The sequence below is a fragment of the Methylocella sp. genome (assembly GCA_037200525.1).
GTDB lineage: Bacteria > Pseudomonadota > Alphaproteobacteria > Rhizobiales > Beijerinckiaceae > Methylocapsa.
The window spans coordinates 4,202,967-4,215,408 of record JBBCGG010000001.1; the positions used below are offsets into that span (position 1 = coordinate 4,202,967).

Sequence of the window (12,442 nt, forward strand, 5' to 3'; positions counted from 1 at the left end):
TGTCTTGGACGCGCCCCAGCTTCATTGCGGCGGCGGCGATCGAGGCGACGGATCGCGCCCGCGAGCGCCCTTTTGGCGAGCTTTTAACGCATAGCTCAAGCAATCAATAACTGTTTATAGCAATTTGCCGATCTCGCGCGCGAGGCTGCCCGGCGGGGTAATCGGCGCAAAACGGGCGGCGACTTCGCCTTTCCGATTAACGAGGAACTTTGTGAAATTCCATTTGATCGCTTCGCTGCCGAGCACTCCTTTCGCATTGCTTTTGAGAAACCGGAAGAGCGGGTGTGTCTCAGGGCCGTTAACGTCGATCTTATCGAACATGGGAAACGTCACATCGTAAGTTCGCGAGCAAAATTGTGCGATTGCGTTCGCATCGCCCGGCTCTTGAGCGCCAAATTGATTGCACGGAAATCCTAGGACGGCGAAGCCGCGCGCGCCATATTCGAGAAATAGGGCCTCAAGCCCTTCATATTGCGGGGTAAATCCGCATTTGCTGGCCGTATTGACAATGAGCAACACTTGTCCTGCAAAATCCGCAAGCGTCCTATCCCTTCCTTCCAAGGTCTTCGCAGTAAAGTCATAGACTGTGGCCATATCCATCCTCGAGCCCAGGCATTGTCGTCAAACCAAAGCAACGCTCCCGCTAACTTAAGTGATAGTTGCCTTGCCGAAAACAATAACCCAATGCGGTCGATGCGACCACGCGCTCATTTTACGGCGCCGCTGCGCGAGCCGATCACCGCGGGTCAGTCGCGCAATGCCTTTCGCACGAATGCGAATTGGCTCTGCTCGAGAGGGTCGATGCGATCTTTCCCGGACGCGAAAAACAAAAAAAAGCCCCTGCCCCACAAAAGCGGGACAGGGGCGGACGTGACCTTGACTTGCTTTTGGCGGCGGCGGCTCACTAATCTTGAGTATGCGGGCTTTTGCCTGCCGGGCCGTAAGTTGCGCCTCCCGGCGGTTGGTTGCGAGCCTTCTCGAGCGCCTCGCTAAGAATGTCGACTTTGCTCTCAAGCTTCTCGATTTCGCGCTGTAAATCATTGATGCGTCTTTCATACACTTCGATCAACGTTCGAATGCGAGCGTCGATCAATGCGGCCATCGACGATTGTCTTCTGATCAAGGCCGCGATGATAATCGCGAGTGAGCCGAGGATAGCGCCAAGGCTTCCAACGCCAAGCAGTTGTCCGACGTTGCCTGACACCACGGCTCCAAAGAGATCGTTCTCATTGGGCTCCAACAATCACGCTCCCTCCATGCAAGCGGCGGCCGCAGAAAAGCTTTAAATGCGTTATGCATCCATTGAATCGTAAGCCAGCGCGCCATCCGAGCATTTAATCTCGCTAATGGCGCATTCATTTGGCGACGCATCCCGGCGGATTGCGTCAAAAATGCCGCGCTCGCCGCCAGCGCCTGGGACGTCATCGCCGAGCACAGCAATCTATAGGCGATCATCCGCATCTTACCTTCGCTCAGGTTTCGAAATCGCCCTCAGGATCGAGTTGATGGGCGGCGATCCATTGCGGCGTCACAAGTCCGCCTCTCCCGTCTGGGACAAGACCTTCGCCAAATTCGATCAGCGCCGGAATGACGACAGGCAATACGGCGCCAAAGATCGCAATTCCATTTTCGGCCACAGCCGCCGGGGGATAGACCATAGTAACGATTTTGAGCAACGCTTCGACAATTGGGAGACCGGCGGCGAGTTCGGCTTGAAGATTATTCTCTATCCAGGCGGTATGCAGGGCCTCGAAGTCTGCGCCGATAGGCCTCAAGAAGGCGAGAACGTTGGAAATTGCCGCGACTTCTGGCGATGGCGCCGGAACCGCCGCGGGCGCAGACGGAGCGCTCGGGAAGAGCGCTCCGAAGAAATTGCTGAGGAAGCTCACTTCGACGCCGTCGCGGCGCTGCCGCTGACGTTGAAGTCTTTCGACAAAACGCCGATCGCGCTGACGGCGAGAGACAAAAGGACATTGGTCCAATTGACCGCGTCACCATGCAGGGCGGCGTCGGCATTATCGACAACTATGACCGCCAGCGGCGCAAGGCCGGCCAGAGTGGTTTTCCAGGATGCCAAAAAATTAGACATGCAAACCTCTATTAGCGGTGATGATGGTCGAGGGGCATCGCGCAGCCGACCACCGCAAGCTTGCTGCGCAAATTTTGAGTCAGTGGTCTTCAGGCGCGGCGGAAGAGGATTTCACCGGGGACGCGGATACCGGCGCTGAATCAGTCAGCGCCGCCTCTGCCTGCTCGGCTGTCTTGATCTGCTGCCGTTGTTTGGCGATGTTCGCTTCGACGGCGGCCTTTAGGGTGGTTTCGGCGAGCCTTGATGCATCAAGGGCGCGTTTCTTGGCCGCCATATCCGCGAGCCCCGCATCGAGCGCATCGCGGCGCTGACCTTGACGCCAGGCCACGAAAGCGTAGAGGGCCACGACTGCGATCGCAAATGCAGCGAGGACGCCAACACCCCATAGGCTAACCGAAGATTGATAAACCGCGAGCGCGCCGACAGCGGCTGTTCCCGCGATCTTGGCATGGCATTCGTCCTGCTTCTCTTTTGCTTTGGCGGCAGCCGGAACAAGAGAGGCGTTGGCCAAAACCAACGCAAGCGCCTCGCATGCGGCTACGCGTTTGCCCCAGCCCGCACCAAAGCGCGACCATGCGCCGAGCGCATGCAGAAATGAGAGGCGATCGGAAGAGATCGTATTGATGATCTGTTCCGTTGGCGGATTGCCGAGCGTCGCTTTAGCCAGCTCTGCAAGCGCTTTTTGAGGGCCGCTGTTGACGGCATAGTCAAACGAGCACAAATCGACCCCAGGCGCGAGATCATCTGCTTTGATGGCGTCCCAATAAGCGCTCCGGTATATCGCTTCCGCCTCAGCGCTCGTGATTTGCGCCACATCGCTGGGCGGCAAAGCGTGCCTCGCACGCCATGCGTCGTAGGTCTTTTGAATGATGCCGCGCATCGTGTGGCCGCCGGGATCAGCGGGATCGTCGCTGAACCCGCCTTCCTGCTTCAGCGTGAAGGCGAGACACGTTGGGAAGTTGCCTTTTGCCATGAGCGTTCTCCAGCCAATAAAAAGCCCGCGCGAGGCGGGCGAAACCAACGGCGATCTTTGGCGAAATATCAGAGCGAATTGATATCCTCGTTGCGGCTGCGCATGTAGCGATCGAACCCCCGCTCCAAATCCGGCTTGTTGCCGGCGAACTCCAAGACGCCGTAAGAATTTCGTTTGAGGTCTGTGTTTGGATTAAACTGATGTTCGACGAACATGTCCCAACGGGACACGTAGCCGCGGTCAGACTTGCGGCCATGGAATCGATGCTCGATGACGCCCGGAACATAACCGATCTTGCCATTCACATGCGTCACGGCGCGCTGCTCCCAGAGTTTCACCGCGTCGCGATAGGCGCTGCTGGTTCCGTCCGGCATTGATTTATCGGCTTGGCCGGCGAGGCCCAGCGCCATGTGGTGATCGCCGGAACCCATGCCCCCGATCTCTAGGCTCAGGACCTATTAAATTTGCCTGAGATGTGATTCCTGGTCTCCGCATGGGGAGGCTGGGATGAGTGATTTGTTTTTGTTGGGCGAGCGGCAGATGGCGCGGCTTGCGCCGCATTTTCCTCTGTCGCATGGCGTTCCGCGGGTTGACGACCGTCGGGTGGTCAGCGGAATCGTCTATGTGATCCGCAACGGCCTGCAATGGAAAGATGCGCCCAAGGATTACGGGCCGCACAAGACGCTTTACAATCGCTTCATCCGCTGGAGCCGGCTCGGCGTCTTCGACCGCATATTCGCCGCGCTCGCTGGCGAAGGTCCAAAGCCCGAGCGCATCATGATCGACGCCACGCATCTGAAGGCGCATCGCACAGCGGCGAGCCTGCTCAAAAAGGGGCTCTTCCCCGCCGTATCGGGCGCACGAAAGGCGGACTGAACTCGAAGCTCCACGTCGTTTGCGACGGCGCCGGCAAGCCCCTCGTCATGTTGCTCTCGGAGGGCCAGATGAGCGACCACAAGGGCGCGCGGCTGATGCTCAAGGCTTTACCGCCCGCTTCAATGTTGATCGCCGACAGGGGCTACGACAGCAACTGGTTCCGCGCCGCGCTGAAGGCCAGGGGCGTCGAGCCCTGCATCCCGCCAACCAGAAGCCGCAAGCTTCCCATTGCCTATGACAAGACGCTCTACCGCCAGCGTCACAAAATCGAGAACATGTTCGCCAAGCTCAAGGACTGGCGGCGCATCGCAACCCGCTATGATCGATGCGCCCACACCTTCTTCTCCGCCATCTGCATCGCAGCCGCCGTCCTCTTCTATCTCAATCAATGAGTCCTGAGCCTAGGAGACCCCCGATTCGGTCGAGCATGTCGCGCGTCCAGGCCCACGCGAATCCACTGTGCGGATAGTCATACGGGCCGCCGTCGAATTTCCAGAACGAGGGTCCCCGCGGCGCGACGGGACCGCCCCCATGGAAATGCTGGCGAAGCTCGTGTGGGTCTGAATCAGCTCATCATTCGGGCCGAGGTCGAGCGCCGTCTTCCAGGGTTGGATGACCGGATAGAGCTGTAGGGCATGAACCGTCTCGCCGGCCCAGCCAGCCTTCCGAAAGTGAATGTCGGCGTCGAATGTACCGACATATTTTGCGCATTGCGGCAAATGCGCGACGCCGATATTCAGGCAATTTTCTTTGGACCACGCCGTTGTCGCCGCGCGGACGGGCACATGCGTAACGCGAGGGTGATGCGCAAGGTCTGACAATACGTAGTCGCGGGCGCCATAAGCGACCTCGACAAGCGTGACATTAACATTTGGCTCTTTAAGCCAATCAAGGATCGCGGCGCGAGCCAGCGCATCGCGAGACCTCCAGCTTCTTCTCCCCGCGTTGCGATAAACCATGCTGGCTCCTTTGTCTCGTGGAGATTACTGTGTTGCGCTGGAAGAATATCGTCGAATTAAGTTCGGCTGCGGCCTTCCGATTCCCGCCGGTAGAATTCGATGATGCCTGTGCCATCCTCGCCGCCAAAGAGATGCGTCAACGCCCATATTGCAGCGTCCGCATGATCGGGACTGCCGCTGTAGCCGGCGCCGGAAAAGGCGCAGAGCTGATCCTCGAGCTTGTCGAAGCGGCCGACGTGATGAACTTGCCCTTGCGCGTAACGCACCGAAATCGGCTCGGCCCTCACGGCCTTGCCTCTGCTTGCAGTCACGAGACGCACCGGAACATTGCAATCGGCGGCCTGTATCGTCGCGCGCACCATCTCGCCGCCGAAATTGCTTTCCGCGACAATGCAGTCGGCTCGATATTCATGAAAGGCGATCACGGCGCGCCGGCCCCAAACCACGGGCGCTTCGCGACACGAGCGATCGTCAAGAATGTAGGCATCGCCGTCGCAGCCTTTCGCGGCGACTATGATGCCGATTTCATCTGCGCCAAGATCATCGCGTCCCGCCGCCCCCGACGGATCGACTGCGATGACCACTGCGGCGCGCTTGTCTACGGGGATGTCCTCGTGGGCGCAGCGGTTGGCTTCAATCACGCCATAGGTCCAGAGCGCTCCGTCGACCTCATCGACATAAACGCCCTCATAGAATCTCTTGCGCTACTTTTCCGGAAGATTGGCGAGGCTTGTCAGGAAATCGGACGAAAGATTCGCTAAGTTGTCAGGCGGATTCAGGAAAGCGCGAGCATAATTTTCTGGATCTTTGAGCGGCTGCATTGAAACAGGATCGCGCTTGTCGCCAAAAAGCTGATTGGTCCAATGCGTCTTGCCGACTGGATTGAGATCGACGAAGGCGCGTTGGCGAATTTTAGGCGCGACCTGCGCCAGGCGCGTTAAGACGATCAACGCAGATGAATAAGGAATTTGCGAGGCCTCATTCAGGAAAACCATCGAATATTCGAGGCCAAGAATCTTTTCGACGCGATCCTTATCATCGAGACCGCCGATCCAAATGCGGGATCCATTTTCCAGCTCGAAATAGCCGTCCTGACGACGCTCTTTCAAAGGCGTTTCGGGGAAGCACAATTGCATGACTTGCGGAAGCGTATCCAGAGCGATAGAGGCGCGCACCGCATTAGCATGAAACCGCAGGATGGCATGGCGAGACCCTTCGGCCTTAAGCGCGCGAACGATGATGGCGCGAACGATGAGAAACGTCTTTCCCGAACGTGTGCCGCCGGCAAGACATGTGTAACGTTGTGGACCTTCAACGCATCGGCGCCGCGACGATTGCGGCGTTCTTACATTGCGAAACAGCGGATATTTGTTTGAGGACAAGAAAGCGCGAGAGCCGTCTCTGGTCGCTCGGCGCTTGTTGAACCGCAGACAAGCGCCGAGGGATGGTTCGTAAAAATTCGCTAAAAGACCGGAACGCACCTGGCGTTGAGCCAGACAGCTAGATGATTGAGGGCCTTCGCTCGCTTACAATAGAAGGTGTGCGGCGCCCATTTTTTCTCGCTGCAAAGCGCCTTGACCGACCGTCCGCGCGCTGAACGGAGAGCCCATAGACTCGTCACCAAAGCCATGCCCGAATCTTCGGCGCGTAATTCACGCAGCCAATCAAGGGCTGTTTCCATCTGAGCGATCTCGGCGGCGGTCGGCCGCAGATTCGTTCTGTTGCTTGCTTGATCGCGGATCCGGCGTTCGCCATCGTCAAGCTCCGCCTGCGCCAATTGATCCGCCCATTCCACGGAGTGGCGCGGCCAATGACCGCCCGGTTCGCTCGGTCCGCGCACGCGCGGAAGGCGGTCGAGCGTGACAAAGGCCTTGATCAGTCGTTTACTCACTTGCTCTGCATCCCATTGCGGCGGCAGGCCATTGCGATCGGACTGAAGGGGCTGCTCGAGCGCATTGACTTTCAAATCGGCGTCCATGCTCAAACTCCGTCGTCGAGAATATTGTCGAGGAGAGCTGGATCGGCGGCGACAACGAGGAGCAGCAGCCGGATCATGGCTTCACGGGTAAGGCTGCGTTTGGCGGCCGCGGCGTCGTAGAGGTGGGTGGCGTGCGGCGGCAGGCGCAACGCGAGAGCCGCGGCGGCGGCCCGAAAAGCAAGGCCGAACCGCTGGGCCTGTCTGTGCACATTGTTCGGCGTCGAGGCGATGAGCGGATCTTCGGCGATCCGCCTTGCGTCCCAGCCCATGCCGAGCAAAAAGCCGAGCCGCGCGATGCGATCTCCCGTCCAGCGGGATTTCCGGATTTCCGTGCGAATTATCATGGGACCTTCCCTTCGTTATCTCTCATGCGTCGTCGAAAGCCGCAGCTCCCCGACAGCGCCGCGAGCATAAGGTAAAAATACCTATACATAACGGTTATTTTACCGGATGCCATCACGAGGTTGTGCGGTTATTCTACCGTTATGGAACGCGAAGACGTACTCACCCGCATTCAGAACCGACTGGCCGCTTTGGGCCTCTCGGCTCATGCCGCCTCGCTTGCGGCGAAAAAACCGGACGCGATTCGCAACCTCAAGCGCGCGGTGAAGAGCGGCGACCGGCGCGGCGTCACCACGGAGACCCTGATCGCGCTCGCGCCGGTGCTGAAGACGACAGCGGCCTGGCTATTGGAGGGGGTTGGCGAGGCGATGCCGGGCAATCGGATTCGAGTCGTCGGACGAATCGGGGCCGGAGCCGAAATTCTCCCCGAATTTGAGCAAATTCCTGCTGATGGGATCTATGAAATTGAGGTGCCTTTTCCCATTGCGTCAGACGCGATCGCGTTCCAGGTCGAGGGCGACAGCATGTGGCCCCGCTATGATCCCGGCGACGTGATCATTTGTTGGCGCGAGGGCGCTAATGCCGATGAAGTGGTCGGATGGGAAGCCGCGGTTCGGACCGCCGACGGCAAACGCTATTTGAAGCGCATCCAGCGCGGCTCGCTGGCGGGAACGTTCGACCTCGAGAGCCACAACGCAGCGCCGATCCGAGGCGTGAAAATCGAATGGGCGGCGCAGATTCAGGGAGTCGTTCGATTCGGTCAATGGCGCCGGAGATAGCGGTAAGATCGCTCCTGTTCTTAGGTATAGTTACCTATAAATAGGTAGAAATACCCTATATGCGGTCCGGTCAACCCGGAGAAACCGCGATGCAGATACGAACCACCCCGCCGAAGCGCAACTTGCCGCCTTGCAAACACAAGCCGCGCGCACCGCGCGCTCTTTGATCAAATGTCGGGCGCGAACCTATGCTGGGCGCCCGATCGATCTCGACGCCATTGTTCCCGGCCTTTCGAGCGCCCCGCCGGAAATCTTGATTTCGGTCGGAGCCGATCTGCTTCAGGTCGAGCGGCATGCGCCTCGCCGCTGGTTCGGTTTTGGCGGAGAAACGCCAGCCATCAACGCCCGGGCGCTGGTTCTGCTTGGCCGGGCGTTACGTAGATCGAGGCGCTGAGCCCCAATTGGCCAGGGCCGCGCCGCTTGGCGAGCACGACTTCGGGTTGAGACCTCTTTGGACCAGGAGCTGGAGATCGTATCCGTTCGGCGCGCAACCCAAGCCGTGGCGCTGCACGCGGGACTTCCATTTCAGACCGGTCTATGATCTTGATGACAATTGCAATAATTGGTCTTCGAAAAGATCCAGACTTCGATGGATATCATGCGGACGGATAACTCCAAGGGGTTTGAGCATGGCTGAAGATGGGACCCTTCGCCGAATTGACGCCAGCTCAACCCAGAAGAGCATCGACCGGCGCGACGCGCTGATTATCGACGCGCGCGACGACGCCTCATCCGAACGCGGCCATGTTGCGGCGCCAAATTACGCCAACGAGGCCAATCTTTTCGATTTGCTGTCCAGCGCGCCGAGAGAAAAACCGGTCCTGATCTCTTGCTACCATGGCAATTCAAGTCAGATTTTCACCAGAGCTTTCATCGATTGCCAGTTTCGCGAGGTCTTTAGCCTTGATGGCGGCTATGAAGGCTGGGTGGTGGCGCAGCGGGAGCGAGCATTCGCCGCTCCATCGAAGTCCAACCCAGCTTCAAGCGAAGCCTCGCCCGCATCGGCGATGCCCCCAAAATCGTAAGTCCGTTGATCGCCGCGCCACATTGCTCGCAACCGAAAGCGTGGGCGTCATGTCCACGGCCATCGGGCGAAAGCAGGAGGCTTGAAACAGCGCCCGCTCTGATGCACAAAGCGGCGTTGCGCGCCAATATGCTCACGCGATAAACTAGCGTGAGCCCGGCGGGAGGTGGAACCCTAGCCGAGCCAAACCGTTCAAGATGGCTTTTTGGCTCATGTTGGGGTACGGAGACGCAAATGACGGCGCCAGCGGTTCTAATATCCCAACGACCGCCGCGTCAGGATAGCGCGGACCTTCCGGAAAAGCTATTTCGGACACGTCGCCAGACCCTATCTCTTGCCTCCCCCCTCGGAGCCGAGGATCAAGCGGCGCAGGCCAACGAGGACGCAAGTCCCACCAAATGGCATTTGGCGCATACGACGTGGTTTTTCGAAACCTTCGTGCTGCAGCCTTACCTGCCCGGCTATCGGATATTTGACGCAAATTTCAATTATTGCTTCAATTCCTATTACGAAGCGCAGGGAGAGCGTCAGCCCCGGGCGCTTCGCGGCCTCTTAACAAGACCCACCTGTCTTGAAGTGCTCGACTACCGCGCGCATGTCGATGAGGCGCTGCAAAGCCTGTTCGCCGGCAGCTTCGCGGAGGCGGAGGACGTCGCGAGCCGGATCGAGATTGGCGTCAATCATGAACAGCAGCATCAGGAGCTGCTGTTGACCGATATTTTGAGTTTGTTTGCGCTGAATCCGCTGCGCCCTGCCTATCGCGATGGCGCGCAGCTTCGCGCGCATCAGGACACGCAGCCCCTGACCTGGACGGCGTTCTCAGGAGGCCAACAGGCAATCGGTCACGCGGGCCACGGTTTCGCCTTCGACAATGAAGGTCCTCGTCACGAAATCCTTTTGCGCCCGTTCAAACTCGCCAATCGCCTCGTCACCAACGCCGAGTGGCTAGACTTCATGTCGGATGGCGGATATCGGAGCCCTTCTTTGTGGCTCGCGGATGGATGGGCGAAGATCACAAAAGACGGCTGGCGGGCGCCGCTCTATTGGGAAGAAGTCGGCGGACAATGGTTGCAGATGACGCTTTGGGGCCGTCAGGCCATCGATCGAGCCGCACCCGTCTGTCACGTCAGTTTTTACGAAGCTGAGGCTTTCGCTCGCTGGGCCGGCAAACGATTGCCGACAGAATTCGAGTGGGAAGTCGCAGCTGAAGGCGTCCCGGTTTCCGGAAACATGCTCTGTCAAGATGCGCTTCGCCCGCTTGCGGCGCCGGAGCCATCCGACAGCCCCTCGCAAATGTTTGGCGATGTTTGGGAATGGACGCAGAGCGCCTACGCGCCCTTTCCGGGCTATCGCGCGGGAGGCGGCGCGCTCGGCGAATATAATGGCAAGTTCATGTGCAGCCAGCTGGTTTTGCGCGGAGCCTCTTGCGTCACCCCAAATGAGCATGCGCGGAAAACCTATCGCAATTTCTTCTATCCCCACCAGCGCTGGCAGTTCTGCGGTCTGCGCCTAGCCGACGAGGCGTAATGTCACAGATCGCTGAGAAACATACGTCGGGCGCGCTCCCCGATTCAGAGGAAGATCTGGCGCGCGCGGTGATTGCGGGATTGTCGACTCCGCAAAAGACTCTTCCCTGCTTTCTTTTTTATGATGCGAAGGGCAGCGCGCTTTTCGAGCAGATCACCCAACAGCCAGAATATTATCCAACCCGCACGGAAGCGGCGATTCTGAAGATCGCCGCAAGCGATATCGCCGCTCATACGCCGCCCGGCAGCCTGCTCGTGGAGTTTGGTTCCGGCTCGAGTCGAAAGACTGAGATTCTGCTGCAAGCTTTGCCGAGTCTTGCCGGCTATGTCCCGATCGACGTGTCGCAAAGCGCGCTCGATGATGCGTTCGAACGGCTGTCTTTGCGCTTTCCGACGCTCCGCATCATTCCGAGCGTGGGCGATTTCACCCAATCGCTGATTTTGCCGCAGAGCCTTGCAAAGAGGCCGCGCCTTGGCTTTTTTCCAGGTTCGACTATCGGCAATTTTGCGCCCGTCGAGGCGCGTGATCTCCTTTCCGGCATGGCGCAGAGTTTGGGATTAGGAGGGAGGCTCGTCATCGGGGTGGACTTGCGCAAGGATTTGTCGATCCTTGTTCCCGCCTATAATGACGCAGCGGGCGTCACGGCCGATTTCAATCTCAATCTTTTGCTTCGATTGAATCGCGAGATGGGCGCCAATTTCAACGTCGGCCGCTTCGCTCATCGCGCGATTTTCAACGAGGCCGAGGGGCGGATCGAAATGCATCTCGTCAGCATCGAGCCCCAGCAGGTGGAAATTGCGGGGCTCCATTTCGATTTCGCGGCGGGTGAAAGCATTCACACCGAAAATTCCTACAAATATTCGATTCCGCAGTTCCAGGACCTGGCGGCATGCGCTGGATGGCTGCCGCGCCAAGTCTGGACCGACCCCGACGATCTGTTCAGCCTGCATGAACTAATGGTTGCTCCCTAGCAGCGGCGCGACGCTCAGGGTGGCGCGCTCCTGTCCCGATTCCGGGGGCGCCACGCCGATTTCCGGTTCCGGCGGAAATGCTTTAAGAAAGAATTCTCAAGGTTTTTCGGAATTTTTTCACGATGACGCCGACCAAAGACAGTTTCGACGATAGCATCGAGCGCCCGGTCGATAGACTGCGCGCTTCGCCGCGGCTATTCGATAATCCGCTGCTCGACAAATTGTCCCGCGTGCACTGGTCGACGCCGCTGTTCGTTTATATTCCGATAATCGTTTTGCTGGGGGTGTGGAGTTTTCAAGCCTTCAGTTTCGCTGTCGTCTTGATTTCCACCATGGTCGGTTATCTGATCTGGACCTTGACCGAATATTTCGGGCATCGTTACCCGTTCCATTATAAGCATCCGAGCAAATTCGGCGCGAGGATCCATTTCCTGGTCCATGGCGTCCATCACGATCATCCCAGTGATCCGCTCCGCCTTGTCATGCCGGTGCTGCTTAGCGGACCGATCATGCTGATCGCTCTTTTGGTCGTGCGGATTTTGTTCGGCCTGCCTTTTGGCTACCCAGTTCTGATGGGGTTCATCATAGGCTATCTCGCCTATGACATGGTGCATTATTATACCCACCATGCCGAGCCGACGACCCGCATTGGCCTCACCTTGCGGCGGCTGCATCTGATGCATCATTTCCGCGACCCGACGCGGGGTTTCGGCGTCAGCGCGCCCTGGTGGGACTATGTCTTCGGGACCCAGCATATCCGGCAAAAGCGCAATTCCACCGATTGACCGCGCCGCTTTTTTCTTGCGCTACAAGCGTACTTTTTAAAATCGAGCAGATTCGACCCGACGATTAATAAAAGCCGACCTCAGCGCGAGCTGAGATCGGCTCTTTCGATATGAGTATAAGAGCGGCTTTTAGAGCAGT

Annotated in this window: 18 protein-coding genes and 1 pseudogene; 8 read left to right on the forward strand and 11 right to left on the reverse strand. The window is 58.4% G+C overall.

The window, feature by feature from the left end:
• Positions 1–114: 114 nt before the first annotated feature.
• From WDN46_20620 to WDN46_20645, 6 genes are all read right to left on the reverse strand, one after another.
• Positions 115–594: a glutathione peroxidase gene (locus WDN46_20620; GenBank protein ID MEJ0095719.1), complete on the reverse strand. Its 480-nt coding sequence runs from the start codon at positions 592–594 to the stop codon at positions 115–117.
• Positions 595–904: 310 nt separating this feature from the next.
• Entirely contained in the window at positions 905–1,240 is a 336-nt protein-coding gene (locus WDN46_20625) for a hypothetical protein (protein ID MEJ0095720.1), read from the reverse strand.
• 232 nt (positions 1,241–1,472) lie between these two features.
• A complete protein-coding gene (locus WDN46_20630; GenBank protein MEJ0095721.1) occupies positions 1,473–1,889 on the reverse strand; it encodes a hypothetical protein in 417 nt (138 codons plus the stop codon).
• The gene (locus tag WDN46_20635) at positions 1,886–2,089 is read right to left on the reverse strand and encodes a hypothetical protein (GenBank protein ID MEJ0095722.1); all 204 of its coding nucleotides are present in this window, start codon (positions 2,087–2,089) and stop codon (positions 1,886–1,888) included. The genes WDN46_20630 and WDN46_20635 overlap by 4 nt, the downstream gene beginning before the upstream one ends.
• 79 nt (positions 2,090–2,168) lie before the next feature.
• On the reverse strand, positions 2,169–3,062 hold the full coding sequence (locus tag WDN46_20640; protein MEJ0095723.1) for a glycosyl hydrolase 108 family protein: 894 nt from the start codon (positions 3,060–3,062) through the stop codon (positions 2,169–2,171).
• Positions 3,063–3,130: 68 nt separating this feature from the next.
• Entirely contained in the window at positions 3,131–3,493 is a 363-nt protein-coding gene (locus WDN46_20645; GenBank protein ID MEJ0095724.1) for a hypothetical protein, read from the reverse strand.
• Between the two features lie 109 nt (positions 3,494–3,602).
• On the opposite strand from WDN46_20645, the pseudogene WDN46_20650 reads away from it, so the two are divergent.
• Positions 3,603–3,740 (forward strand): annotated as a pseudogene (locus tag WDN46_20650) (transposase).
• Positions 3,707–4,330 carry an IS5 family transposase gene (locus WDN46_20655; protein ID MEJ0095725.1) on the forward strand — a complete coding sequence of 208 codons (624 nt, stop codon included), beginning with the start codon at positions 3,707–3,709 and terminating at the stop codon, positions 4,328–4,330. The pseudogene WDN46_20650 and the gene WDN46_20655 overlap by 34 nt, the downstream one beginning before the upstream one ends.
• Positions 4,331–4,339: 9 nt before the next feature.
• Here WDN46_20655 and WDN46_20660 read toward each other — a convergent pair whose 3' ends face one another.
• The 5 genes from WDN46_20660 to WDN46_20680 all read right to left on the reverse strand — a co-directional run bounded on the left by WDN46_20660 (position 4,340) and on the right by WDN46_20680 (position 7,219).
• Complete coding sequence (locus WDN46_20660) at positions 4,340–4,897, reverse strand: hypothetical protein (protein MEJ0095726.1); 558 nt, start codon at positions 4,895–4,897, stop codon at positions 4,340–4,342.
• A gap of 56 nt (positions 4,898–4,953) precedes the next feature.
• On the reverse strand, positions 4,954–5,538 hold the full coding sequence (locus WDN46_20665) for a hypothetical protein (protein ID MEJ0095727.1): 585 nt from the start codon (positions 5,536–5,538) through the stop codon (positions 4,954–4,956).
• A 63-nt stretch (positions 5,539–5,601) separates the two neighbouring features.
• Complete coding sequence (locus tag WDN46_20670) at positions 5,602–6,279, reverse strand: phage terminase large subunit (protein MEJ0095728.1); 678 nt, start codon at positions 6,277–6,279, stop codon at positions 5,602–5,604.
• A gap of 80 nt (positions 6,280–6,359) precedes the next feature.
• Positions 6,360–6,875 (reverse strand): hypothetical protein, encoded by a 516-nt coding sequence (locus tag WDN46_20675; GenBank protein ID MEJ0095729.1) that lies wholly within the window; start codon positions 6,873–6,875, stop codon positions 6,360–6,362.
• A 2-nt stretch (positions 6,876–6,877) separates the two neighbouring features.
• A complete protein-coding gene (locus WDN46_20680; GenBank protein MEJ0095730.1) occupies positions 6,878–7,219 on the reverse strand; it encodes a hypothetical protein in 342 nt (113 codons plus the stop codon).
• A 141-nt stretch (positions 7,220–7,360) separates the two neighbouring features.
• On the opposite strand from WDN46_20680, the gene WDN46_20685 reads away from it, so the two are divergent.
• From WDN46_20685 to WDN46_20710, 6 genes are all read left to right on the forward strand, one after another.
• Complete coding sequence (locus WDN46_20685; GenBank protein ID MEJ0095731.1) at positions 7,361–7,996, forward strand: S24 family peptidase; 636 nt, start codon at positions 7,361–7,363, stop codon at positions 7,994–7,996.
• 130 nt (positions 7,997–8,126) lie between these two features.
• Positions 8,127–8,390 (forward strand): hypothetical protein, encoded by a 264-nt coding sequence (locus WDN46_20690; protein MEJ0095732.1) that lies wholly within the window; start codon positions 8,127–8,129, stop codon positions 8,388–8,390.
• Positions 8,391–8,625: 235 nt separating this feature from the next.
• Positions 8,626–9,021, forward strand: a complete 396-nt coding sequence (locus tag WDN46_20695; protein ID MEJ0095733.1) for a rhodanese-like domain-containing protein — start codon at positions 8,626–8,628, stop codon at positions 9,019–9,021.
• 233 nt (positions 9,022–9,254) lie between these two features.
• Positions 9,255–10,547 carry an ergothioneine biosynthesis protein EgtB gene (egtB, locus tag WDN46_20700; protein ID MEJ0095734.1) on the forward strand — a complete coding sequence of 431 codons (1,293 nt, stop codon included), beginning with the start codon at positions 9,255–9,257 and terminating at the stop codon, positions 10,545–10,547.
• Complete coding sequence (gene egtD / locus WDN46_20705; protein ID MEJ0095735.1) at positions 10,547–11,518, forward strand: L-histidine N(alpha)-methyltransferase; 972 nt, start codon at positions 10,547–10,549, stop codon at positions 11,516–11,518. The genes egtB and egtD overlap by 1 nt, the downstream gene beginning before the upstream one ends.
• Positions 11,519–11,640: 122 nt before the next feature.
• On the forward strand, positions 11,641–12,303 hold the full coding sequence (locus WDN46_20710; GenBank protein MEJ0095736.1) for a sterol desaturase family protein: 663 nt from the start codon (positions 11,641–11,643) through the stop codon (positions 12,301–12,303).
• The last annotated feature ends 139 nt before the right edge of the window (positions 12,304–12,442 follow it).